This window comes from Duganella sp. AC237, assembly GCF_979254035.1.
Genome location: NZ_CEEDEW010000003.1, coordinates 727,001 through 751,434, shown reverse-complemented (window position 1 = coordinate 751,434; position 24,434 = coordinate 727,001). Strand labels below are relative to the sequence as shown.

General features: G+C 63.0%; 22 protein-coding genes. 1 reads left to right on the top strand and 21 read right to left on the bottom strand.

Annotated features, from left to right (window positions below; genetic code table 11):
* Nucleotides 1-8: 8 nt before the first annotated feature.
* From nirB to AC0IYS_RS03605, 15 genes are all read right to left on the bottom strand, one after another.
* Nucleotides 9-2,540 (bottom strand): nitrite reductase large subunit NirB, encoded by a 2,532-nt coding sequence (gene nirB, locus AC0IYS_RS03675; protein WP_471703902.1) that lies wholly within the window; start codon nucleotides 2,538-2,540, stop codon nucleotides 9-11.
* A gap of 17 nt (nucleotides 2,541-2,557) precedes the next feature.
* Nucleotides 2,558-3,862: an MFS transporter gene (locus tag AC0IYS_RS03670; RefSeq protein WP_471703901.1), complete on the bottom strand. Its 1,305-nt coding sequence runs from the start codon at nucleotides 3,860-3,862 to the stop codon at nucleotides 2,558-2,560.
* Nucleotides 3,863-4,270: 408 nt separating this feature from the next.
* Nucleotides 4,271-4,933, bottom strand: coding sequence for a type IV pili methyl-accepting chemotaxis transducer N-terminal domain-containing protein (locus AC0IYS_RS03665; RefSeq protein WP_471703900.1), 663 nt, complete (start codon nucleotides 4,931-4,933; stop codon nucleotides 4,271-4,273).
* Entirely contained in the window at nucleotides 4,933-5,739 is an 807-nt protein-coding gene (locus AC0IYS_RS03660; RefSeq protein ID WP_471703899.1) for an ABC transporter ATP-binding protein, read from the bottom strand. Before AC0IYS_RS03660 ends, AC0IYS_RS03665 begins: the two co-directional genes overlap by 1 nt.
* Before the next feature lie 11 nt (nucleotides 5,740-5,750).
* Nucleotides 5,751-6,647, bottom strand: coding sequence for a nitrate ABC transporter permease (ntrB, locus tag AC0IYS_RS03655; RefSeq protein ID WP_471703898.1), 897 nt, complete (start codon nucleotides 6,645-6,647; stop codon nucleotides 5,751-5,753).
* 39 nt (nucleotides 6,648-6,686) lie between these two features.
* Entirely contained in the window at nucleotides 6,687-7,859 is a 1,173-nt protein-coding gene (locus AC0IYS_RS03650; protein WP_471703897.1) for a CmpA/NrtA family ABC transporter substrate-binding protein, read from the bottom strand.
* Nucleotides 7,860-8,278: 419 nt separating this feature from the next.
* Nucleotides 8,279-8,902: an ANTAR domain-containing response regulator gene (locus tag AC0IYS_RS03645; protein ID WP_471703896.1), complete on the bottom strand. Its 624-nt coding sequence runs from the start codon at nucleotides 8,900-8,902 to the stop codon at nucleotides 8,279-8,281.
* Between the two features lie 77 nt (nucleotides 8,903-8,979).
* Nucleotides 8,980-9,852, bottom strand: a complete 873-nt coding sequence (locus AC0IYS_RS03640; RefSeq protein WP_471703895.1) for an ABC transporter permease — start codon at nucleotides 9,850-9,852, stop codon at nucleotides 8,980-8,982.
* Entirely contained in the window at nucleotides 9,849-10,706 is an 858-nt protein-coding gene (locus tag AC0IYS_RS03635; protein WP_471703894.1) for an ABC transporter ATP-binding protein, read from the bottom strand. Before AC0IYS_RS03635 ends, AC0IYS_RS03640 begins: the two co-directional genes overlap by 4 nt.
* A gap of 4 nt (nucleotides 10,707-10,710) precedes the next feature.
* A complete protein-coding gene (locus AC0IYS_RS03630; protein ID WP_471703893.1) occupies nucleotides 10,711-11,730 on the bottom strand; it encodes an ABC transporter substrate-binding protein in 1,020 nt (339 codons plus the stop codon).
* Between the two features lie 26 nt (nucleotides 11,731-11,756).
* Nucleotides 11,757-12,626 (bottom strand): TauD/TfdA dioxygenase family protein, encoded by an 870-nt coding sequence (locus AC0IYS_RS03625; protein WP_471703892.1) that lies wholly within the window; start codon nucleotides 12,624-12,626, stop codon nucleotides 11,757-11,759.
* Between the two features lie 105 nt (nucleotides 12,627-12,731).
* Complete coding sequence (locus tag AC0IYS_RS03620) at nucleotides 12,732-13,313, bottom strand: YceI family protein (protein ID WP_471703891.1); 582 nt, start codon at nucleotides 13,311-13,313, stop codon at nucleotides 12,732-12,734.
* Between the two features lie 56 nt (nucleotides 13,314-13,369).
* A complete protein-coding gene (locus AC0IYS_RS03615; protein ID WP_471703890.1) occupies nucleotides 13,370-13,864 on the bottom strand; it encodes a 2,4'-dihydroxyacetophenone dioxygenase family protein in 495 nt (164 codons plus the stop codon).
* Nucleotides 13,861-14,244 (bottom strand): nuclear transport factor 2 family protein, encoded by a 384-nt coding sequence (locus AC0IYS_RS03610; RefSeq protein ID WP_471703889.1) that lies wholly within the window; start codon nucleotides 14,242-14,244, stop codon nucleotides 13,861-13,863. Before AC0IYS_RS03610 ends, AC0IYS_RS03615 begins: the two co-directional genes overlap by 4 nt.
* A gap of 261 nt (nucleotides 14,245-14,505) precedes the next feature.
* Complete coding sequence (locus tag AC0IYS_RS03605; RefSeq protein ID WP_471703888.1) at nucleotides 14,506-15,129, bottom strand: glutathione S-transferase family protein; 624 nt, start codon at nucleotides 15,127-15,129, stop codon at nucleotides 14,506-14,508.
* A 131-nt stretch (nucleotides 15,130-15,260) separates the two neighbouring features.
* On the opposite strand from AC0IYS_RS03605, the gene AC0IYS_RS03600 reads away from it, so the two are divergent.
* Nucleotides 15,261-16,184 (top strand): LysR substrate-binding domain-containing protein, encoded by a 924-nt coding sequence (locus AC0IYS_RS03600; protein WP_471703887.1) that lies wholly within the window; start codon nucleotides 15,261-15,263, stop codon nucleotides 16,182-16,184.
* A gap of 39 nt (nucleotides 16,185-16,223) precedes the next feature.
* Here the strand turns inward: AC0IYS_RS03600 and can are convergent, their stop codons facing one another.
* The 6 genes from can to AC0IYS_RS03570 form a co-directional block, all read right to left on the bottom strand.
* On the bottom strand, nucleotides 16,224-16,901 hold the full coding sequence (gene can, locus AC0IYS_RS03595; protein WP_471703886.1) for a carbonate dehydratase: 678 nt from the start codon (nucleotides 16,899-16,901) through the stop codon (nucleotides 16,224-16,226).
* A 104-nt stretch (nucleotides 16,902-17,005) separates the two neighbouring features.
* A complete protein-coding gene (gene dnaJ, locus AC0IYS_RS03590; protein ID WP_471703885.1) occupies nucleotides 17,006-18,139 on the bottom strand; it encodes a molecular chaperone DnaJ in 1,134 nt (377 codons plus the stop codon).
* Between the two features lie 127 nt (nucleotides 18,140-18,266).
* A complete protein-coding gene (dnaK, locus tag AC0IYS_RS03585) occupies nucleotides 18,267-20,222 on the bottom strand; it encodes a molecular chaperone DnaK (RefSeq protein ID WP_471703884.1) in 1,956 nt (651 codons plus the stop codon).
* 118 nt (nucleotides 20,223-20,340) lie between these two features.
* On the bottom strand, nucleotides 20,341-20,880 hold the full coding sequence (gene grpE, locus AC0IYS_RS03580; RefSeq protein ID WP_090325222.1) for a nucleotide exchange factor GrpE: 540 nt from the start codon (nucleotides 20,878-20,880) through the stop codon (nucleotides 20,341-20,343).
* A 280-nt stretch (nucleotides 20,881-21,160) separates the two neighbouring features.
* A complete protein-coding gene (hemH, locus tag AC0IYS_RS03575) occupies nucleotides 21,161-22,270 on the bottom strand; it encodes a ferrochelatase (protein ID WP_471703883.1) in 1,110 nt (369 codons plus the stop codon).
* Nucleotides 22,271-22,423: 153 nt separating this feature from the next.
* Nucleotides 22,424-24,394, bottom strand: coding sequence for a hypothetical protein (locus tag AC0IYS_RS03570; protein WP_471703882.1), 1,971 nt, complete (start codon nucleotides 24,392-24,394; stop codon nucleotides 22,424-22,426).
* Nucleotides 24,395-24,434 lie beyond the last annotated feature (40 nt).

The following is a 24,434-nucleotide window of genomic DNA, read 5'->3' as shown; positions in this document are numbered from 1 at the left end:
TATTCTCCTCAAGCTGCGCTGACGGCGATCGGAATCACGCGTTTGCGTTCTTCCACGGTGGCGGGACGAATCTGGCCGCGTTCTTCCATGAAGACGACGTTGTCGTCGCCCTTCTCGCTGTTGACGAAGGTGCGGAAGCGTTTGCGGGTTTCCGGATTCTCGACGGCTTCTTTCCACTCGCACGCGTAGGTGTTGACGACGTGCTGCATGTCGGCTTCCAGGTCGGCGGCGATACCCAGCTTGTCCTGCACCACGACCTGCTTCAGGTAATCGAGGCCGCCTTCGAGGTTCTCGCGCCAGGTGCTGGTGCGCTGCAGGCGGTCGCCGGTGCGGGTGTAGAACATCAGGAAGCGGTCGATGTACTGAACCAGGGTGGCCTTGTCCAGGTCCGTCGCCAGCAGCTCGGCGTGGCGTGGCTTCATGCCGCCGTTGCCGCAAACGTAGAGGTTCCAGCCCTTTTCGGTGGCGATGATGCCGACGTCCTTGCCCTGCGCTTCAGCGCACTCGCGGGTGCAACCGGAAACGCCGAACTTGATCTTGTGCGGGGTGCGCAAGCCCTTGTAGCGGTTTTCCAGCTCGATGGCCAGGCCGATCGAATCGTCGACGCCATAACGGCACCAGGTCGAACCGACGCAGGATTTGACCGTGCGCAGCGACTTGCCGTAGGCGTGGCCGGATTCGAAGCCTGCGGCGATCAGTTCTTCCCAGATCAGCGGCAGCTGCTCGACGCGGGCGCCGAACAGGTCGACGCGGGCGCCGCCGGTGATCTTGGTGTATAGCTGGTACTTCTTGGCGACCATGCCGACCGCGATCAGGCCATCGGCCGTCACTTCGCCGCCCGGCATGCGCGGCACCACCGAGTAGGTGCCGTCCTTCTGGATGTTACCGAGGAAGTAGTCGTTGGTGTCCTGCAGGCTGGCGTGTTCCTTCTTCAGCACGAAGTCATTCCACACCGATGCCAGGATGCTGGCGGCCAGCGGTTTGCACACGTCACAACCGAGGCCCTTGCCGTGCTTCGCCAGCAGGTCGTCGAAGGATTTGATCTGGCCGACTTTGATCAGGTGGAACATCTCCTGGCGCGAGTAAGCGAAGTGTTCGCACACGTGGTTGTTGACAGCCATGCCGAGCTTTTTCATCTCGGCCTTCATCACCTGCGTCACCAGCGGCACGCAGCCGCCGCACGAGGTGCCGGCGTTGGTGCAGCTTTTCAGATCGCCGATGGTGCAGGCGCCGGCGGCAACCGCCGCGCACAGCGCGCCCTTGGATACGTCGTTGCAGGAACAGATTTGCGCGCTTTCAGGCAGCGCGTCCACGCCCAGGCCTGGCTTGGCGGCGCCGTCCGACTGCGGCAGGATCAGGAACTCCGGCGATTCCGGCAATTCGATTTTGTTCAGCATCATCTGCAGCAGCGTGCCGTATTCGGCGGCGTCGCCGACCATCACGGCGCCTTGCAGGTATTTGCCGCAGTCGGAGACGACGATCTTCTTGTAGACCTGTTTGCGCTCGTCGGTGAACTGGTACGAGCGGCTGCCGGCGGTATTACCATGCGGGTCGCCGATGCTGGCCACGTCCACGCCCATCAGTTTGAGCTTGGTGCTCATGTCGGCACCGGCGAATTCGCCCGCTTCGCCCAGCATGTGCTTTGCCGCGACGCGCGCCATTTCGTAACCTGGCGCGACCAGGCCGAAGATCAAGCCGCCCCACAGCGCGCATTCGCCGATGGCGTAGACGTCCGGGTTGGAGGTGACGCAGTTGTTATTGATTTCGATGCCGCCGCGCGGGCCGACGGCCAGGCCGGATTCGCGCGCCAGCATGTCGCGCGGGCGGATACCGGCCGAGAAGACGATCATGTCGGCGTCCAGGTGGCCGCCGTCGGCGAACTCCATCCGATGGGTTCCATCGACGCCGTCAACGATGGCGGTGGTGTTTTTTCCGGTGTGGACAGTCACGCCCAGTTCTTCGATTTTACGGCGCAGCACGCGCGCGCCGCTGTCGTCGACCTGCACCGCCATCAGGCGCGGCGAAAACTCGACCACGTGGGTGTCGAGCTTCAGGTCGCGCAGCGCCTTGGCGCATTCAAGGCCCAGCAGGCCGCCGCCGATGACGACGCCGGTCTTGGAGCGCTGGCCGCACTCCATCATCGCTTCCAGATCCTCGATGGTGCGGTAGACGAAGCAATCCTTGCGCTCCTTGCCCGGCAGCGGCGGCACGAACGGATAGGAACCGGTGGCGATCACCAGCTTGTCGTATGGGAGCACGTCGCCGTCGCCGGTGGTGACGGTTTTGCCGGCGGTATCGATGGCCGTGGCGGGGGTGTTCAGGCGCAGGACGATGTCGTCGCGCTCGAAGAAGCCCGGCTTTACCAGCGACAGGTCTTCGGCGGTTTTACCGGAAAAGAATTCGGACAGGTGCACGCGGTCGTATGCGGGGCGCACTTCCTCGCACAGCACCGTCACCTGCAGGTTGGTCTTGCCGCTGGCGGCCAGGCTTTCCAGGAATTTGTGGCCGACCATGCCGTGGCCGATAACGATGATTTTCATAGCGGTTCCTTTAAACTTTAAGCTGCCAGTTTGTTGGCGATTGCGGATTCTTCGATGGCGCTGGTGCTGAAGCGCGCCGCCAGTGCGCACAGCGCGGTCGCGGCGACGACGATGCCCAGGATGCTCAAGGTCTGCTGCGTGTCGCCCAGGCCCTTCATCAGGAAGCCTGCGGCCACCGCGCCGACGTTGCCGCCGGCGCCGATGATGCCGGCCACGCCGCCCAGGGCGCGCTTGTCGACGAACGGCACCACGGCGTAGGTCGCGCCGCAAGCCATATGGGTGAACAGGCCGAAGATCAGCATCGCGCCGATCGCCAGGGCGGCGGTACCGGCGTGGGCGAACATCAGCAGGCCGGCGCCCTCGCCCAGCATCAGCACGAACAGCAGGGTGACGCGGTTATTCAGGTTGCCCTTGGCGGCAAATTTGTCCGAGGCCCAGCCGCCCAGTGCACGGGCGAACAGCGCCAGCAAACCGAAGCTGCCGGCGGCCATGCCGGCCTGGCCCAGGGTCAATTTGAAGTGGTCGACGTAGTAGATCGCGGCGATGTTGTGGATGAAGATCTCGATGCCGAAGCAGGCGCCGTAGGTGATGAACAGCAGCCAAACGCGGTAGTTCGCGGCGGCCAGCTTGAAGCTCTCCCAGCCACCCTTCTTGCCGCCTTCGATCGGGATGCCGGCGGCGCGCAGCTCGCTGTAGTTACCTTGCGGGCAGTCCTGGGTATAGCGATAGTAGACGCCGGCCATGATGATCATCAGGATGCCCGGCACGATCAGCGCGGCGCGCCAGCCGAAGGTCTCGGACACGCCCAGCATCACCATCGCCGTCATCAGCAGCGGCATGACAGCCTGCGCGACACCGCCGCCGGCGTTGCCCCAGCCAGCTGCGGCGGCGTTGGCGGTGCCGACGACTTTGGGCGCGAACATCACCGACGTGTGGTACTGCGTGATGACGAAGCTGGCGCCGGCCGCGCCGATCCCGAGGCGGAAGAACAGGAAGCTCTCGTAGCTCTGCGCGAAGGCCACGCCGATCACCGGGATGGAACCGAGCAGCAGCAGGCCGGTGTAGGCCTTGCGCGGGCCGAAGTGGTCGCACAGCGGACCGACGATCAGGCGTACCAGGATCGTGATGGCGACGGCGGCGATGTTGATGTTGGCGATCTGCGAGACGCTCAGACCGAATTCGCCTTTAATGACCGGCATCAGCGGCGCGCAGGCGAACCACGCGAAGAAGCAGACGAAGAACGCCATCCAGGTCAGGTGGAACGCCCGCATTTGCGGCGTTGAGATCGAGAAGAGCTTGATGCTGGTAGCTTTGCTGGCCATTTTTTTATCCCGGTTCAGAAAACAAAAAGGCGTCCGCGCAACCAAGGTGTTCTAAACCAGGTCGGGCGGACGCCGTTGTCCTGCCGGTCCGTCTTTGGACCAGCTGTGTGTATTTGGGAGGGATCGCCATTGATCCCCTGCTCCTTCTAATGCAAGAGGCGTGCCAATGGTCGGGAGAGAGGCGCTACAGAGGGGGAATGCGGTTTTGAGGTTTCAGTAAAGAAATTACAAGCTTACCGTGGTGCGATGTTGCGGTGCACGGCGCACGCTGACGGTGCGCGATGGCGGTGCGTTGTGCTAATCACATCCCACCGGGGGTCAAGTCTAACATTCGTACAGAAGCACATCCTTAAAAGCCGCGATACGGTCGAGCTCGTGCACGAATGTTAGACTTGACCCCAGGGGTTTTTAGCCGGCGGCGGCCAGCGCGGCGGCCACCATTTCGTCGATTTCGCCGCTGATGCTGGACAGGACGCCCGCCACCACCGAGAACTCCTTGCCGGCCGCGCCGGCCCGCGCGGCGACGATGCGTGCGTTGAAGGCCACCATCCGCGCCTGGCGGTTGATGGTCTCTATATCAGTGATCACGCCACGCAGCTGCTTGCGCACCAGCCGCGCGTTTTGCTTGGCCTGCTCCTCGTAGATGCCGGTGATCTGGTTCAGGATTCCCAACGTTGGCGTCGTGATGCGCACCAGCTCCGCCAGCAATTCGGCCGCCTGCCCCGAACCGCGCGCGATCGCGTTCAGCGTGCGCTCGCCCAAGTCGGCGAAGGCAACGATCTGGCGGTCACCGTCCATCTTGCCGTAGTAGGCTTCGCGCAGCTCCGGGCAGAACACGCCCGGCAGACCGTCCGCCTCGCTCAAGAGCGATTTATGGGCGCCACGGAATAGCGCCAGCGCCTCCTGCGCCGTCGCCGCTGCGTCCTCCTGCCCCTGCGACGCCAGCAGCGCGTACAGCACGATGCGCTGCGACGTGAAGCGGCGCCGCCCCGACAGGTTGATCAAGGCGCTGAATACCTCCCCGGTCAAGGCCTTGCCGGCCGGGGCCAGGGCGCCCGTGGACATGTCCATTACGCCGCTTCCCTCGCGGGATGCGCCTGTTTCCGGTACAAGAACTCCAGCACCGCCGTGCGGTACTCGGTGTAGCGCGCGTCCTGCGCCAGCGCCACGCGGTCGCGCGGACGCTCCAGCTGCACGTCGACGATCTCGCCAATGGTGGCGGCCGGGCCGTTGGTCATCATGACAATCCGGTCCGACAGCAGCACCGCCTCGTCGACATCGTGCGTGACCATCACCACGGTGGACTTGGTGGCCGCGACGATCTTGAGCAGCCCATCCTGCAGGTGGGCGCGGGTCAGCGCGTCGAGGGCGCCGAACGGTTCGTCCATCAGCAGCACTTTCGGCTCCATTGCCAGCGCGCGGGCGATGCCGACGCGCTGCTTCATGCCGCCCGAGATCTCGTGCGGACGCTTGGTCTCGGCGGCCGTCAGGCCCACCAGCGCCAGCGCCTGCATGGTGCGCTCGCGCAGCTGCGCCTTCGATTCGGTCTTGCCGAACACCCGTTCGACGCCAAGATGGATGTTTTCATAACAGGTCAGCCATGGCAGCAGGGAGTGGTTCTGGAACACCACCGAGCGCTCCGGCGACGGCCCGGCGATCTCGCGGTTGGCGCACAGCAGCACGCCGTCGGTCGGCTTGAGCAGCCCGGCGATCAGGTTGAGCAGGGTCGATTTGCCGCAGCCCGAGTGCCCGATCAGGGTGATGAATTCCCCCTTGCGCACCGTCAGATCGATTTCACGCAGCGCGTGGAATACACCTTTTTTGGTGTGGAAGACCATCTCCACGCCTTCGACATCGATGAATTTTGGATCGTCCATGACAGTGCTCCTTAGTTGGATACTTGTTCGTAGGTGAAGGCACGGGCCAGCGCCATCAGCGCCTGCTCCAGCAGCAGACCGACGAAACCGATCGCCACGATCGCGATGATGATGTGCGGGACATTCAGGTTGTTCCACTCGTCCCAGACCCAGAAACCGATGCCCACGCCGCCGGTCAGCATTTCCGCCGCGACGATGACCAGCCACGCGGTGCCGATCGACAGGCGCACGCCGGTCAGGATGTACGGCAGCGCCGATGGCAGCAGGATCTTGGTGAGCACCTTCCATTCCGACAGATTAAGCACGCGCGCCACGTTCATGTAATCCTGCGGTACGCGCTGCACGCCGACGGCGGTGTTGATGATCATCGGCCAGATCGAGCAGATGAAGATCGACCAGATCGCGGCCGGATTGGCCGACTGGAACACCAGCAGGCCGATAGGCAGCCAGGCCAGCGGCGACACCGGCTTGAGCAAACTGATAATGGGGCTGAACATATTGCCGATGAACTGCACGCGGCCGATCAGAAAGCCCAGCGGGATGCCCACCAGCGCGGCCAGGCCGAAGCCTATCGCCACCCGCTGCAGGGATGCCAGCAGGTTCCAGCCGATGCCCTGGTCGTTCATGCTGTTGCGGTAAAACGGATCGGAGAACAGCTTGATCGCCTCCTGCAAGGTCACCAGCGGTGTCGGGAAGGAGGTGTTTTTCACGGTGATGATCTGCCACACCAGCACCAGCAGCGCGGCGCCCAGCAACGGAGCGACGATCTTCATGGCGGTGGCGGAGACCTGCTTGCGTACTCGCGCCGTCGAATTGGCGGCGAGCGGGCGGCGTGGACGGCGGGCCGGTTTGGCGTCGAGTGCCGCCGCTACCGGGGCGGCGCTATCGGGTTTGAGCATGGCGTTCATGGCGTTCCTCTATCTGGCGATGTCTGGCTAGGGAAGAAATCAGGCTTTGATCTTGAACGAGGCGGCGAACGCTTTCGGGTCCTTGCCGTCCCACACCGAACCGTCCATCAGTTTCGAGGAACGCAGCGGGCTTTTTGGAATCGGCGTCTTGGTCATCGTCGCCGCGTCCTTGTACAAATCGATCTGGTTGACCGAGGTGGCCACGGCCAGGTAGTTCGGATCGTCCTTCAGCAGGCCCCAGCGGCGGTGCTGCGTCATGAACCACATGCCGTCCGACAGGAACGGGAAGTTCACCAGGCCGTCGTTATAGAACTTCATGTGATTCTGGTCGTCCCAGGTCTTGCCCAGGCCATTCTGGTAGCGGCCCATGATGCGCTGGTCGATCGCATCCTTGCTGGTGTTGACGTAGGATTTGTCGGCGATGACCTCGGCCATCTTGTTCTTGTTGGCCAGCGAGGCGTCGATCCACTTGCTCGCCTCGAGGATGGCGGCCATCATCGCGCGGCAGGTGTTCGGGTTCTTTTTGGCGAATTCCAGCGTCGAGCCGAGCACCTTCTCCGGGTGGTCCTTCCAGATGTCCTGGGTGGTGGTGGCGGTGATGCCGATACCGTCCATGATGGCGCGGTGGCCCCATGGCTCGCCCACGCAGAAGCCGTCCATGTTACCGACCCGCATATTGGCCACCATCTGCGGCGGCGGCACGGTGATGACCTTGGCGTCCTTCATCGGGTTGATGCCGTTAGCGGCCAGCCAGTAGTACAGCCACATGGCGTGGGTACCGGTCGGGAAGGTCTGGGCGAAAGTGTACTCGCGCTTTTCGGAGTTCATCAGCTTCGCCAGCGAGGCGCCATCGACGGCGCCCTTGTCGGCCAGCTTCTTCGACAGCGTGATCGCCTGGCCGTTGTTATTGAGACCCATGAGCACCGCCATGTCCTTCTTCTGGCCACCGATGCCCATCTGGACCCCATACAGCAGGCCATACAGCACATGGGCCGCATCGAGGTCGCCGTTGGCCAGCTTGTCGCGCACACCGGCCCACGAGGCCTCTTTACTGAGCACGAATTTGACGCCGTACTTCTTGTCGAAGCCAAGCACCGAGGCCATGACCACAGACGCGCAATCGGTCAGTGGAATGAAGCCGATCTTGATTTCTTCCTTCTCCGGTTTGTCCGAACCTGCCGCCCACACGCCACCCGTCGATAAACCCAACATACTTCCTCCCGCTACTAAACCCGCACCATGAATCACTTTTTGAATTGCCGCTCTGCGCGACACATTAACGTCGCTGGCGGCTGGTGGCAAGGCGGAATCTGCTGGTAGCTTCTTATCGTTCATGACTATCCCTCTGTATACAGTAAAACCGTTCGGACAAAAAAAACGCCTACCCCGCATGAACGCATTCATGTTCGGTAGACGTCGTTGTCTGGTGTGCCCCACCGCCGTTGGCAGGGCTCATCGGCGCATCATTGCGCTTGCCTACAGACTATGCAATGTCCGTGCCAGCATTGTTCACAGAGGGAGGGAGAAAAAGCGCGATCGGCCCGCGCACCGCTAAATGACTGGCTCGCGGCGAAAAAAGCGCACCGGCGGTGCGCCTCGCATCATTTTGGACGGGGGACTAAAATAAAGTATTAACCTAGCAGGTCTTCGACGTCGAGGATGCGCTGGGCGACCTCGGACAGCTTGAGGTTCTTGCTCATCGCCATACCGCGCAGCTTTTGGTAGGCCTGTTCCTCGGTGAAGCGCTGGCGCTCCATCAGCAGGCCCTTGGCGCGTTCGATGACCTTGCGCTCGGCCAGCTTGCTCTTGGTGTCGGACAGCTCTTCAAGCAGCTTCTGCTCGCGCTTGAAGCGCGCCAGCGCCACCTGCAGCACCGGTTTGATGCGTTCACCCTGCAGGCCGGCCACGATATAGGCAGACACGCCGGCCGCCATCGCCGCCTCCATGCTTTCGGTGTCCGCGCTCTCGGTGAACATGACGATGGGGCGGCGCTCGTCGCGCGTGGCAATGACGATGTGTTCGAGGACGTCGCGCGCGTCCGATTCGGCATCGACGATGATCATATCGGGCTGCAGCTGGGCGATCCGCTCGGGCAGGTACATGTCCGGCGGCAGCGAGGCGACGATGTCGTAGCCCGCCTCCAGCAGGCCGATACGCAGCACCCTGGCCCGTTCGACCTGGGCGCGCAACGACTCATCATCCTCGTCGCCGGCGTGGATGATGGCGTTGACAACCACGATGCGTAAATTACGCATGGTCATAACAATCCGATAATTTTGATGTGCATGGGCAGATTCTAAGGCACAAAGGCCGAATTCTGCCAGCCCTCAAATTAGCGTTGCATGCCCCAGCGCTTGACGGTGACGCTTTCGAGTGGTCGGAATACCACGTTTTCCACCAGCAGTCCGATGAGGATCACGGCGGCCAGTCCGGCGAACACCTTGTCGGTGTAGAGCTCATTGCGGTTCTGGAAAATGTACCATCCCAAGCCACCCTGCCCGCCGGTTGTGCCGAACACCAGCTCGGCGGCGATCAGGGTGCGCCAGGCGAACGCCCAGCCGATCTTGAGGCCCGACAGGATCGACGGCAGCGCGGCCGGCACCAGGATGTGCAGCACCAGCCGCAATCCGCTCAAGCCGTAATTGCGTCCGGCCATGCGCAGCGTCTCCGGCACGCTCTGGAAACCGGCGTAGGCGCCCAGCGCCAGCGGCCACAGGACCGCATGGACGATCACGAAGATCAGGCTACCCTTGCCCAGGCCGAACCACAGCAGCGCCAATGGCAGCAGCGCGATCGCCGGCAGCGGGTTGAACATGGATGTCAGGGTCTCCAGCAGGTCGCGGCCGACGCGGGTGGACGCGGCCAGCGCCGTCAGCACGAAGGCGGCGGCGATGCCGGCCACATAGCCTTGCAGCAGGACGGCCAGCGAGATGCGCACGCGGTCGAGCAGCTCGCCGCTGGCCACACCGCTGACGAAGGCTTGCGCCGTTTGCACGAAGCCGGGCAGCAGCAGGTCGTTGGCCTGCCAGCGGGCGATGGCTTCCCACAGCACCGCCAGCAGGATCAGGATGACGCCCTTGCGCAGCCATGCCTGTTGCCACACCTGCCGGACCAGCGGCAGCGGGATATCGACGGCCCGTGGGGCGGCCGGGTTGGTGGTGTAGACAAACTCCTGGCGCACCGGCGGATCGAGGACGAGGCTCATGACACGCGGCTCCTTTCATGCGGCGCGCCGGTGAAGGCGGGTGCGGTCGCCGGCTCCGCAGCGGGATGGCCCTGCGCGGGAGCACCGAACAGCAGCCCATGGATGCGCTGCGTGGCCGCCTGGAAGTCGGCGCCGCCGGCGCTGTCCAGGCCAAACTGGTGGCTGTTCAATTCCGCCCTCACCTGCCCCGGATGCGGCGACAGCAGCAGGATGCGGTTACCCACCACCAGCGCCTCCTCGATCGAATGGGTGACGAACAACAGCGTGAAACGCAGCTCCTCCCACAGCCGTCCAAGCTCCTCCTGCATATTGCGGCGCGTGAGCGCGTCCAGCGCGGCAAAGGGTTCGTCCATCAGCAGGATCTCCGGCTGCATCGCCAGCGCGCGCGCGATCGCCACGCGCTGCTTCATACCGCCCGACAGCGTGTGCGGATGCGCATCCTCGAAGCCGCCCAGTCCCACCTTGGCGATCCAGTGCCTCGCGCGCTCCTCCGCGTGATGACGGTTCAGGCGTTTGGTCATCAGCAGCGGGAACATGACGTTCTCCTTCACTGTCTTCCAGGGCGGCAGCTGGTCGAACTCCTGGAACACGACGATGCGGTCCGGCCCCGGTCCATCGATCGTCCTGCCGTCGATGCTGATGCTACCGGCGGCGGGCTTGATGAAACCCGCCGCAGCCTTCAGCAGCGAGGACTTGCCGCAGCCCGAAGGCCCCAGCAACACAAACCGGTCGCCGCGATAGACGTTGAAGCTGACGTCGTGCGTGGCGCGCGTGGCGCCATATTCCAGGCTCACGCCATCGGCGATCAGCAGCGGCGCGATACCGGTATTGGGACGGACCACTTGGAAGGCCATGGTGTCAACCGCCTTTCGTGATGACCGGGTCGTCGAAGAAGTAATCGCGCCAGCTGGCCGGCTTCTTCTTGATCGCGCCCACCCGGTGCAGGAACTGCGCCAGGCCGAGCGTATTTTGCGGCTCGACGCTGAAGCGCACTTCGGGGTTCTTGAAAATCTTCAGCAGCAGATCGCGATCGACCTTGCTCTTCGAGACGCGGATGTAGGCGTCGGCCGCGCCCTCCGGATTGGCGCTCGCATACTTCGCCGCCTCGGCCAGCGCGCCGGTGAAGGCGCGGTAGGTCTTCGGATTCTCGGTGCGGAATTTTTCGGTCGCGTACAGCACGGTGGCCGAACTCGGGCCGCCCAGCACATCGTAGGAATTGAGAATGATGTGCGCGTTCGGATTGCCGGCCAGTTCCTGATCCTGGTAAGGCGGGTTGCCGAAGTGGCCGTTGATCTCCGTGCCGCCCGCGATGACGGCGGCCGCCGCATCCGGATGCGGCAAGGTCTGGGTGAATTTATCGAGCCGCGCGAATTCCTTGTCGCCCCACTGCTTGGCCGCCGCGTACTGCAGGATACGCGCCTGCACCGACACTGTCAACGCCGGCAAGCCGATACGATCCTTCTCGGTCAGGTCGGCGATCGTCTTCACCTTGGGATTGGTGCTGACCAGGTAATACGGGAAGCTGCCCAGCGACGCCACGCCTTTGACATTCTGCCGGCCGGCGGTGCGGTCCCAGATCGTCAGCAGCGGGCCGACGCCGGCGCCGGCGATATCGACGGCGCCGGACAGCAGCGCGTCATTGACGGCGGCGCCGCCCGACAACTGCTTCCACTCGACCTTGACGTCGACGCCATGCTTCTTGCCTTCCTTCTCGATCAACTGCTGGTCCTGCGCGACGTTGAGCAGCAGGTAGACCACGCCGAACTGCTGGGCGATGTGCAGCGTGCCTTCGGCGTGCGCGCTCGATGTCATGGCAAGGGTCAGAGCTAGCGTGGATGCAATGGCGGCTGCAAGGGTGCGGGGAGTAAGTCTGGACATCGGATTCCTTAATATATGTGGAGATATCAGAAAGGCGCGTCGCCCTCGATGGTGGTGCGATAGAGCTTGCGGCGCATGTGGTCGGGCGTGCCGCCGGCCAGATGCATCAGCGAGCGGTTGTCCCAGAAGACCAGATCGTGCGGCGCCCACTTGTGGCGGTAGATATGCGCCGGCAGCACGCTGTGCGCGAACAATTCGGTCAGTAGCGCGCGGCTTTCGTCCTCCGGCATGCCGACGATGCGCGTGGTGAAATGCTCGCTGACGAACAACGCCTTGCGGCCCGTTTCGGGATGCGTGCGCACCACCGGATGCGTGACGGGTTTGACCTCGTCGAGCTGCGCCTGCGTCAGCGCCGGGCGGAAGGGACTGCGGCGGCGCAGTTCCTCGTACTGGGTCAGGTAGCTATGTTCGGCGCGCGCGTCCTGCACCGCGTGGCGCAGCGCGGCGGGCAAGGTGTCCCATGCCAGATGCATATTGGCGAACAGCGTATCGCCGCCCTCCGCCGGCAGCTCCTGCGCGTGCAGCAGGGAGCCGAGGCTGGGCTTCTCCTTGTACGACAGGTCCGAGTGCCAGAAGTGGCCGGCGTCGCCCAAGCCGATCGGCAGGCCGCTCTCGATGATGTTGGAGATGATCAGCACCTCGGGATGCGACGGCAGCTGGAAGTTGCGCAGCACGTGGATTTGCAGTGGGCCGAAACGGCGGCTGAAATCAACCTGTTGTTGCGGCGTGATGCGCTGGTCGCGGAACACCAGCAGGTGGTGATCGAGATGCGCTTTGTGGATGCGCTGGAACTGGCGCGGCGACAGCGGACGGCTCAGGTCCAGGCCGAGGATCTCGGCGCCAAGCGGCGCATCGAACAATTCGATGTCAAAGGCAGATTGGAGAACGGCAGACATGGCACACGCCCATTGAATGAGTAGTCGCCAGTCTATGCCGTCCTCCATATTTAGAAAACGAAGCTTATCCGATATCTATATGAGGGAAATGTACAAGATGCATCGTTACTGCTTGACGCCTTCAGCCTGGATACGCAAAGTGACCGGCATGGCGAAGCCGTAATCCTTACCGTAATCGATGCCGAAGTCGGCGCGATTGAACGTGGCCAGAGCATCGGTGCCACATACCTCTTTCTTGATCATCGGATTGGTGAAGCATTTGTACGAGAGGATCTTCAGGTTGACCGGTTTGGTCACGCCATGCAGCGTGAGTTCGCCGATGACTTCAGCAGGCTTTCCGGCAGCGTCGAACTTGACCGAGGTGCCTTTGTAGGCAGCGGTCGGAAACTTGGCGGCGTCGAAAAAATTGTCGCCTTTGAGCTGGGCATCAAGCGCCTCGTTGCCGATGGCCGCCGAGGTCATGTCGATCGTGACAGTCAACGTGCCTTTTTTGGCCACCGAGTCGATCGTAAAGCTGCCCGCGCTTTTGGTGAACTTGCCGCGCCAGACCGAGACGCCACCGAAGTGGTCTGTTTCGAAGCTCGGATAGGTATGGGTAGGATCGAGCTGATAGGTGGACGGGGCGGCGCTGGCGCCCGAAACAACACCAAAGGCCAACATTAGTGCGATCAATAATTTATTTTTCATTTCTCTCTTTCATGGATGGTATGCCGTTCGGCATGGGATAAACGCTACAACCGCCGTCACTGAAGCACGTCGGGACCGGGGGCGACAATGTAAGGAACAACATCGCGGTTCTGGGCCTGCTGGAGGTCCTTGACCAGCTGTTGTATAAGGCCGGCGTCCATAACGCTGTGGAACCGGCCCTGCTCGTCGAAATTCACATTGGCGCCGAACACCGTGAAAATGATTTCCGTGACTTCTGTGTTCTCGGCAGGCGTCTTGAACAAATGGGGGACGCTGCTGGCCGGTTCATAGAGATAGCTACCTGCGGTCTGCGGCTGCTCCGGATGCTCGGCGTAGTACCAATTGCCTGACAGCGTGTACGCATGCACCGGACCGGTGTGCAAATGCGATGGCAACGTGATGCCGGGGCCGAACAGGGCGCGGATGCACCAAATGCCATTGGCGGTATCGAGGAACAGCGGCTGGAAGCCCACACCTGGTCCCAAGGCGTTCTCGAGCACCGGCGATTGGTTGACGTTCAAGGTCAGTAGTTTTCTTGATGCACCTGTCATGGCGTCTCTCCTTCCTCACCGGATGTCGGATCCAAAAACACATACAGCGCAGCGATCTTGCCGTCGCGAACAATGATCACGTCTTCGCCCGTGTAGGCTGGCTGTTCGCCGCGCGGACCGGAACCCCAATGCAGTCGGGCCGCGTGATGGAGAACCTGCGGGGCGCCGTGCGCGGTGTAGGCAAAATGCGGATGCGTTGCCCGCAGCTCACCGGCGAATTTGTCCAGCGCGTCGCGTCCGACAAACACACCGGGAGGCACATACACCTCGCAGTCTTCGGTATAAAGTTCTTCGATCGCGGCACGCCGGCGCGCGCCATCGCCTTCGCCAAAAACCTCTTGGAGGTTGCGATGAAGTAGTTCGTGGATCGGGTCACTCATAAGATTTCTCCTGTAGTTTCGGGGTTTCCGGTCAGACCGGGAAAATGTCAATCAGTCCATCGTCGGGCCGGTGGCCACCATGACCAGCTCGGAATCTTCAAGCGCGATCACGTCGATCGCCGGCATATTCGTCAACACCGCGCCGTCCCGCGCGCCCATCGACTCCACCGCGACGTCGATTCGGCCCGATGTCGAGCTTGTCCAGCGATTCCCAGCTTCGGTGCAAAATCATTTTGTTCTCCCGATAGGGCGCGTTTCTGCTTAAGCGAGCGCCAGGGTTTTGTCGATGGCAGTCGCGACCGCTGGCCGTGCGAGCATCTCGCCGTACCAGCGAGCGACGGAGGGGAACTGTTCAAGCGACGCTCCGACCGCCTGGGAGCGCCAGATCCAGCCGAAATGCGCGATGTCCGCGATGCTGTAGGTGTCGCCCGCGACATATTGGCGAGACCGCAGGGCTTGATCGAGCACGCCCAGCACACGCTCGACCTCGGTGAGCGCCTTCGCCTTGGCTTCAGCCTGCGGCGGCGATTGGATCCCGACCAGGAATGCCTGCAGGTACGCAGGGCTGACGGCGGAGGCATGGAAAAATAGTTGTTCAAACACTTTGCCGCGCTGCGCGGCATCTTCAGGCAAAAGGTGCCCGGTCTTTTCAGCCAGGTAGACCAGAATCGCGGCCGACTCGCTCAGGACAACGCCCGCGTCCTTGTCGGAACTGTCGACGAGCACCGGCACTTTGCCGTTTGGATTCATCTCCTTGAAGGTGTCCGCCCTCTGTGCGCCTTGGCGCAAGTTGACGGAAATGAGGCGGTAGTCGAGCCCCATTTCTTCCAGTGCGATGGGCACTTTGAGGCTGTTGGGTGTGGCGTAGGCGTAGACGTCGATCATGGTTGTTACCTTTGGGAGTGGAGTTGATGAAGCCATCTTAAATTCGCAACGATCGCTTGCATATCTCCTGGCTGGCAATGCATCGTTGCCGCAGGTAGAATGATCTAAGGATATTATCGGAGCCCGATCGCATGGACCAGATCTCAGACCTCAACGATTTGCGCCTTTTCGCCGAGGTGGTCGAACGCAACAGCTTTACCGCGGCCGCGCGCGCACTCGGGCTGCAAACCTCCAAACTGAGCCGGCGCGTTCGGGCTTTGGAGGAAGAGCTCGGGGTTCGCTTGCTCAATCGCACCAGCCGCAGCCTCTCGCTGACCGAAACGGGGCGTCGGTTCTATGAGCACTGCGTGGCACTGGTGGCCGAATCCCGTGCCGCCAGGGAGATCGTGGACCAAACCCTCACCAAGCCACAGGGCACCGTTCGAATCAGCTGTCCGGTGCCATTGCTGAGTTCGGGAGTAGCCGACATCATTTCCCAGTACGCCCTGGACAATCCCGAGGTCAACGTGCTGATCGACGCGACCAACCGCCAAGTCGATGTCATCGAGGAGGGCCTGGATATCGCGCTGCGTGTGCGGCTTCCACCGCTGGAGGACATCGACCTCGCGGTTCGCCACTTGGGGCTGTCGACATTTGCCCTGGTGGCCAGCCCGCGTCTGATAGAACGACTCGGCGCGGTGACGTCGCTGGAAGAGTTGAAGCATTGGCCGACGCTGGCGTCAGCGAGCAAACGGGAACGCTATGTATGGAATCTATTCGACGCGAGTGGGCAAGCGTTCACACTGGAGCATCGGCCCCGCATGGCAACGGACGACTTGTCGAGTCTGAGGGCGGCGGCCATGCGCGGCGTGGGCGTTACGATGCTACCGAGGGAATTTGTCGATGACGCGCTGCGTACCGGCAGGCTTCAGGTGGTGCTGCCGAATCTGACATCCAAGTCCGGCTTGGTGCACGCAGTCTTCCCCACGCGTAGAGGGATGGTGCCAGCCGTGCGCCACTTGTTGGACGCGCTGGTTGTGGGTTATGAAAATCTGAACAAAAAACAACCGCAATAGGGAGCGGAGAACAGCGTCTCCGCTCCCGCTGGAGGTGGATCAGCCCAGCTGCTCCTCATACTTGCCCAGCCTGACGGTGGCGCGCGGCGCCAGCTCATGCGCAGCAGTAACCGTCATGCCCAAATCATGCAGCTTGCCGTCCTCGATACCGTAGACCCAACCATGGACGGTGACGTCCTGGCCGCGATCCCACGCATCCTGCAAAATCGTGGTCTGGCAAACGTTCGACACCTGCTCGACCACATTCAACTCCACCAGCCGTTTCGAGCGCTCCTGGCTTGGCATCACGTCGCCCATATACCGCTCGTGCTTCTGGTTGACGTCCTGCACATGGCGCAGCCAGTTGTCGACCAGGCCGAAACGCTGGCCCGTCATCGCCGCGTGCACGCCCTTGCAGCCGTAGTGGCCGACGATGATCACGTGCTTCACCTTCAGCACATCGATCGCGAACTGCAGCACCGACAGCGCGTTCAAATCCGAATGCACCACCACGTTGGCGATATTGCGGTGGACGAAGACGTCGCCCGGCGCAAGGCCCAGCAGCTCGTTCGCCGGCACCCGGCTGTCCGAACAACCGATCCACAGATATTCGGGCGCCGCCTGCGTGGCGAGCCGGTTGAAGAAGTCCGGATCGCGTTCCACTTCCGATTCGGCCCATTTGCGGTTGTTTTCCAACAGGCCGCGCAGCGGGGATTTGCTGATGTCTTGATCGCTCATGAATGCTCCTCTTGTACATAAGAAGACCGCCGAGCCGCCCAAGATGGGCTGCACGGCGGTCCGATATTACGCGTCCTGTGTGACGACGGGGTTACACAAAACGGTTACTCAAAAAAGTCCTTCACCTTGTCGCGCCAGGTTTTGCTTTGCGGGCTATGCTTGGCGCCGCCCTCGGTGGTGAGCTTCTCGAAATCGCGCAGCATGTCCTTCTGCTTCTCGGTCAGCTTGACCGGGGTCTCGACCGCCACGTGGCAGAACAAGTCGCCCGCGAAGCCGGAACGCACGCCCTTGATGCCCTTGCCCTTGAGGCGGAAGGTCTTGCCCGACTGGGTGCCTTCGGGGATCGTGAACGATACTTTACCAGAGAGCGTCGGCACTTCGATTTCGCCGCCCAGCGCCGCCTTGGCGAAGGAGATCGGCATCTCGCAGTGCAGGTCGTCGCCCTCGCGCTGGAACACCGTGTGCGGCTTGATGTGGATCTCCACATACAAATCGCCCGACGGTCCGCCGTTGGTGCCCGGTTCGCCGTTGCCGGACGAGCGGATGCGCATGCCGTTGTCGATACCGACCGGGATCTTCACTTCCAGCGTTTTGTTACGCTTGATGCGGCCCTGGCCCGCGCACGCGGCGCATGGCTCGGGGATGATCTTGCCGGTGCCGTGGCATTTCGGGCAGGTTTGCTGGATGCTGAAGAAGCCCTGCTGCATGCGCACCTGGCCGTGGCCCGCGCACGTGGTGCAGGTGACCGGCGAGGTGCCCGGCTTGGCGCCGGAACCGTGGCAGGTGTCGCACTTGTCCCACGACGGCACGCGGATGGTGGTGTCGAAGCCGTGGGCCGCCTGCTCGAGCGTGATCTCCAGGTTGTAGCGCAGATCGGCGCCGCGATAGACCTGCGGGCCGGCGCTGCGGCCACCACGGCCGCCGCCACCGAAGATGTCGCCGAAGATGTCGCCGAAGGCGTCGCCGAAACCGCCGGCGCCACCGCCAAAACCGCCACCGCCGCCCATGTTCGGATCGACGCCGGCGTGACCGTAACGGTCATACGCCTCGCGCTTTTCCGGATTGGTCAGCATCTCGTAGGCTTCTTTGACTTCCTTGAATTTTTCTTCCGACTCTTTGCTGTCCGGATTGCGGTCCGGATGGTATTTCATCGCCAGTTTGCGATAGGACTTCTTGATCTCGTCTTCCGACGCGTTTTTTGCGACACCAAGTGTCTCGTAGAAATCACGCTTTGCCATATTGTCGGGACCTTGCTGTATTTATACTGTGTGCTGAATATGCTAAAAAGCCGAGCCGGCACCGCTTACACGGCCGCACGGCTCGGCGCTCGCCGCTCCCCGGGGGAGCGGCGCTTTTACAGACCCATTACTTGGTGTCTTTGACTTCTTTGAAGTCGGCGTCGACGACGTCGTCTTGCGTCTTGGCCTGTTCGGCGCCGGCGCCGGCACCCGGACCACCCTGGCCGCCTTCAGCACCGCCGGCCGCAGCCTGCTGCGCCTGCATGTCGGCATACATCTTCTCGCCCAGCTTCTGCGAAGCGGTCGACAGCGCGGCCACTTTGGCGTCGATGTCGGCCTTGTCGCCCGACTTGATCGAGCCTTCCAGCTCGGTGATCGCCGCTTCGATCGCTTCCTTCTCGCCCGCTTCCAGCTTGTCGCCGTATTCAGTCAGCGACTTGCGGGTCGAGTGCACCAGCGCGTCGGCCTGGTTGCGCGATTCGGCCAGCTCTTTCACTTTCTTGTCTTCTTCGGCGTTGACTTCGGCGTCTTTCACCATCTTCTGGATTTCCGCTTCGGTCAGGCCGGAGTTGGCCTTGATCGTGATCTTGTTCTCTTTGCCGGTGGCCTTGTCTTTCGCGCCGACGTGCAGAATGCCGTTGGCGTCGATGTCGAAGGTCACTTCGATCTGTGGCGTGCCGCGCGATGCCGGCGGGATGCCTTCCAGATTGAATTCGCCCAGGCCCTTGTTACCGGCGGCGATTTCGCGCTCACCCTGATAAACCTTGATGGTCACGGCAGGCTGGTTGTCGTCGGCCGTCGAGAACACTTGCGAGAACTTGGTCGGAATCGTCGTGTTCTTGTGGATCATCTTGGTCATCACGCCGCCAAGGGTTTCGATACCCAGCGACAGAGGCGTCACGTCCAGCAGCAGCAAGTCCTTGCGCTCGCCCGACAGGACCGAACCCTGGATCGCTGCGCCGACGGCGACCGCTTCGTCCGGATTCACGTCTTTGCGTGGATCCTTGCCGAAGAACTCTTTCACTTTTTCCTGCACCTTCGGCATACGGGTCATACCGCCGACCAGGATGATGTCGTCGATGTCGGATACTTTGACGCCGGCGTCCTTGATCGCCATGCGGCATGGCTCGATGGTCGCGTTGATCAATTCCTCGACCAGCGATTCGAGCTTGGCGCGGGTCATCTTCAGCGTCAGGTGGACCGGCGCGCCGTTGGCCATGGCGATGTACGGCTCGTTGATTTCGGTCTGCTGCGACGACGACAGTTCGATCTTCGCGCGCTCGGCCGAAGCCTTGATGCGCTGCAGGGCGATCGGATCTTTTTTCAGATCCAGGCCGTTGATCTTCTTGAACTCGTCGATGATGTAATCGATGACGCGCTGGTCGAAGTCTTCGCCGCCGAGGAAGGTGTCGCCGTTGGTGGCCAGCACTTCGAACTGCTTCTCGCCATCGACGTCGGCGATTTCGATGATCGAGACGTCGAACGTGCCGCCGCCCAGGTCATACACGGCGATCTTGCGGTCGCCCTTTTCGTTCTTGTCCAGGCCGAAGGCCAGCGCGGCCGCGGTCGGCTCGTTGATGATGCGCTTGACGTCCAGGCCGGCGATGCGGCCGGCGTCCTTGGTCGCCTGGCGCTGCGAGTCGTTGAAGTACGCCGGCACGGTGATGACCGCTTCGGTGACTTCTTCGCCGAGGTAGTCTTCGGCGGTTTTCTTCATCTTGCGCAGCACTTCAGCGGAGATTTGCTGTGGCGCCAGCTTCTTGTCGCGCACACCGATCCAGGCGTCGCCGTTGTCGGCCTTGGTGATCGTGTAAGGCATCAGGCCGATGTCCTTCTGTACTTCTTTTTCGTCGAACTTGCGGCCGATCAGACGCTTCACCGCGAACAGGGTGTTCTTCGGATTGGTCACTGCCTGGCGCTTGGCCGGCGAGCCGACGAGAATTTCACCATCTTCTTGGTAAGCAATGATCGATGGCGTCGTGCGCGCGCCTTCGGCGTTTTCGATTACCTTTGGCTGACCATTTTCCATGATGGAAACGCAGGAATTTGTGGTTCCCAGATCGATACCGATAATTCTACCCATGATTTTTCTTCCTCTTTGCTAAGTTCAGATGGTACTAATATGTGGAAAAGCTGTATGTTTTCAAGTGCTTAAGTTCGGGTGACGGTGAAATAATTAAATTCAACCCCGGCCCCGGACATTACTTCGCTTGCGCGGCGGTCACGATGGCGGGACGCAGCAGGCGGTCCGCGATCATATAACCTTTTTGCAGCACGGAAACTACGGTGTTGGCTTCCTGGTCGGCCGGCACCACGGCAACGGCCTGGTGCTTGTTCGGATCGAGCTTGTCGCCCTGCGCCGGCTGGATCTCCAGCAGACGGTTCTTTTCGAACGCGGCGGTCAGCTGCTTGAGCGTCATTTCCACGCCTTCCTTCAGCGACTCGATCGAGGGCGACTCGACCTTCAAGGCCATTTCCAGGCTGTCTTTGACCGGCACCATGGCTTCGGCGAAGCTTTCAACCGCAAACTTATGCGCCTTGGCGACGTCTTCCTGGGCACGGCGGCGGATGTTCTCGCTGTCGGCCTTGGCGCGCATGAACGCGTCATGCATTTCCGCCAGACGCGCTTCGGTGCTGGCCAGCTGTTCTTCCAGGGAAGGCTGCTGGTCAGGAGTCGATGGCGCGGCCGGCTCGGCGGCCGCTTCCGGATTAGGTACTGCTTGATTTTCCTGATCTTGCATCTAAAGACTCCTACTATCGTATTTGTTTGACATTACTTTTGTTACCGCACTGGCTGCAAGTGGGGCGATATCCTATGTTTTCAAGGGTTATTCTGCCCACTAAATAATCAGCTTTGGCGCGGGTCCGTGCCGCGCAGGGCGGGCTCGCGCCGATCCAACAGCTGACTATTTTAACAGGCTGGCACTCAACGACCGCAAGTGCTGATTATCGCGGAACGGGGCGGGTGTGGTGTAGTTGTCACTTTTTCAGCGATTCGGGCGGCTGCGCCCCGGCGCGGCCCTAGTCGGCGGCGCCCAGTTGCAGCGCGGCGGCTCGACCGGTGTCGGCGTCCTTGCGGCGCTCCTCGTGCTGGGCGGGCGACATCTGGGTCGGCCAGCCGATCATGTGCTGCTCGGCGATCTCGCCCAGCGCGGCGATCCAGTCTGGCGATTCGTTCAGGCACGGGATGTAATGGAACTCTTTACCTCCGGCCTGCTCGAAGTCGTGTCGCACCTCCATCGAGATCTCTTCCAAGGTCTCCAGGCAATCGCTGATAAAACCGGGGCACATGATGTCGATGCGCTTGACGCCGTCGCGCGCCAGCTGGGCGACGGTCGGCGCGGTGTACGGCTGCAGCCACTCGGCCTTGCCGAAGCGCGACTGGAAGGTGACCATGTATTGCTCCGGCTTCAGCTTCAAGGCGGTGGCGAGCAGGCGCGCGGTCTTGAGGCACTCGCAGTGGTAGGGGTCGCCCAGCATCAGGGTGCGCTTCGGCACGCCGTGGAAGCTCAGCACCAGCTTGTCGGGACGGCCGTTGGCTTCCCAGTGGCTCAGCACGGAGTTCTGCAACGCGCGGATATAGGCGTCATGGTCGTGATAGTTGCGCACGAAGCGCAGCTCGGGGATGTTGCGCACCGAGCCGTAGTGGTCGAACACGGCGTCGTAGATCGAGCCGGTGGTGGTGCCGGAATACTGCGGATAGGCCGGCAACACCAGGATGCGCTCGCAGCCGTCCGCTTTCAGCTTGGCCAGCACCTCGGGAATCGACGGCGAGCCGTAGCGCATCGCCATGGCGACGGTCAGGTTCTCGTGGCCGCGTTCGCCGAGCGCGCCCAGCAAGTACATCGCCTGGGCGGCGGTGTGCACCTTGAGCGGCGAGCCCTCGCGGGTCCAGATGGTGGCGTACTTCTTGGCCGACTGGCCGGAGCGGAACGGCAGGATGATCAGGTTCAGGATGAACCACCAGACCGCGCGCGGGATTTCCACCACGCGTGGATCGGACAGAAACTCTTTCAGGTAGCGGCGTACGGCCGAGCGGGTCGGGGCGTCGGGCGTGCCCAGGTTGACCAGCACGATCGCGCTGCGGCCGACGGTGCCGTGCTTGTAAGGAGGTTCTTTGGAGAAGGTCATGGGGGCCAATGGCGGTTTGAATAGGACAGGTCGCCATTATAGATAAGAAACCCCAATCACTCCGGGGTCAGGTCCACCAATGCTACACAAGCTGGTCCGTTAAGGCATCAATCGCTCGGTTCGTGTAGAAATGGTGGACCTGACCCCGGAGGTTTATTGCCGCAGCGTGAGCCCGCCGTCCACCACGACGGTGCGGTCGGCGCCGGCCGGCGGCCGCGCCGGCTCGTTGTCGTAATCGACCACTTCGGCACCGGTGGCCGCGTCCGCGTGCGTGACGCGCAGCCGCAGGCGATCGAGCCGCGCGCCTTGCACGGCGCCGCCATCGACGGCCTCGAGCACGAAGCGATAGCCCGCCCGGCCGTCGAGCCGGCCGGTACCGGCCACCCGCGCGCGGCCCTCCCCGGTCCTGGTGGCGCGCGTGACCGCGTCGCTGCGGAAGCGGAACGGGCCGGAGAACCAGGCCACGGGCGCGCCCGCGGCAACCCCGTCGGCGGGCGCCGCGCCGTCGAGCGGCACCCACAGCGCGAACCGCAGCGGCGCGGAGGAATTGCCGCGTTGCCCGGTCCCGGCCGGTGCGACGCCGCCGGCCAGCAAGCCCTCGCCGCCCAGCGCGGCCATACCGGCCGCCTCGACGAAGACGGTGCGCCGCAGCTCGGTGGAGCGGCCGCCCGAATCGGTGACCACCACCGTGACGGCGTAATAGCCGACCGCGCAGAACCGGTGCCGCAGCCGCACCTGGCCGACCCCGCCGGCCTCGGTGACGCCGGGCGCCGGCGACGGGCAGCCGTCGGACCAGGCCGCGCTGGCCTGGTGGGTTTGCGCCCGGGCGTTGTCGACGAAGTTGACGGTCAAGTCCAGCTCCTGGCCGAGCTCGACCACGACCGGCAGGCCGACGACCGGGCCGAGCACCGGCGCGTCGGTGCCGCGCAGGCCGGGGCGCAGCATGACCAGGCCGGCGTTCGATTTCGCCAGGATGGTGCCGTTGTCGTTGATCGCCAGCGCCTCCTGCAACGCCAGGCCGGCCGGCGCGCGGTACAGGCGCGCGGTCAGGTCGACCGGCAGCGCGGTGGACGAGGGCCAGCGCACCGCGCGCTGGATGTAGCCGTCGGCGGTCGTGCGCAGCGTCGATCCGGCGATCTCGCCGCGCTCGTTGATGTCGACCGCGTAGCTGAACAGGCTGGCCTCGACCGGCAGGCGCACCAGGCCGCGCCCCAGGCTCCACTGGAAGGCCTTGCGCTGCGCGCCGACCTCGCCGCTGCCGACCAGTTCGCCACGATTGTTCAAGTCGCCGGGACGGTAGTCGATGCCGGCGTCGATCGACAGCGTGCCCGTGGCGCGGCTCCAGAACAGGACTTTCCACGGAGCGAAAGGCCCATCGTTGATCAGTCCGCCAACTTCGGTGCGGTCGTTGATGTGCACGCCGTAGCCAAAGCCGCCGGTCACCGGACTGATGTCGGTGGCGGCGCCGGCGCGGTCCCACAGGATCGCGTGCGGCACGGTGTTGCCGGTGGTGCCGGTGGAAACGCCGGTCGCAGAACCGGTTTTGTTGACGGCCCGGGCTTCGGAATAGTCGGCCAGCGGCGGCCCCAGGCGCGTGCTGCCGCCGCCCGGATTCCAGCGGATGGCGCGCACCATGCCGCCGGCCTCCGTGACCCGGCCGACGATCTCGCCGCTGTCGTTGATATCGGCCGCCGCCGACGGCGCCATGCCCGGCAGCGCGCGCATGCCGCCGGTCAGCGTCCAGGAGTAGGCGATGCCGCCGGCTTCCGCGGTGCTGGCCGAGGCGCCCACCACCACGCCATGGCTGTTCAACGCGGTCACGTAGGTGAAGCCGCCGCCGAGCGAGCCGATCGGCCGGATGCGGTCGCCGTCGAAGTAGCGGCTGACGGTGTCGGGGAAACCGTCGTCGGTGAACGCCGCCTGGCCGCGCTCGTTGAGCACGGCCGCGGTCGGGTCCGGCCCGAGGTTGATCACCGTGTACAGGCCGAAGGGAAACTGGCCGGCCTGGTCGTTTTTCGGCGCGGCCGGCGTGGTCTGCGCGCCGGCCCAGAACGGCAGCGACGCGCACAGCACGGCGATGGCGCGGCGGCGCATGGCACCGCCGCAAATCGATGGAGTATGCATGATGGAGCTCCTTGCAAAAAATGAGCGCAAGCGGGCGCTT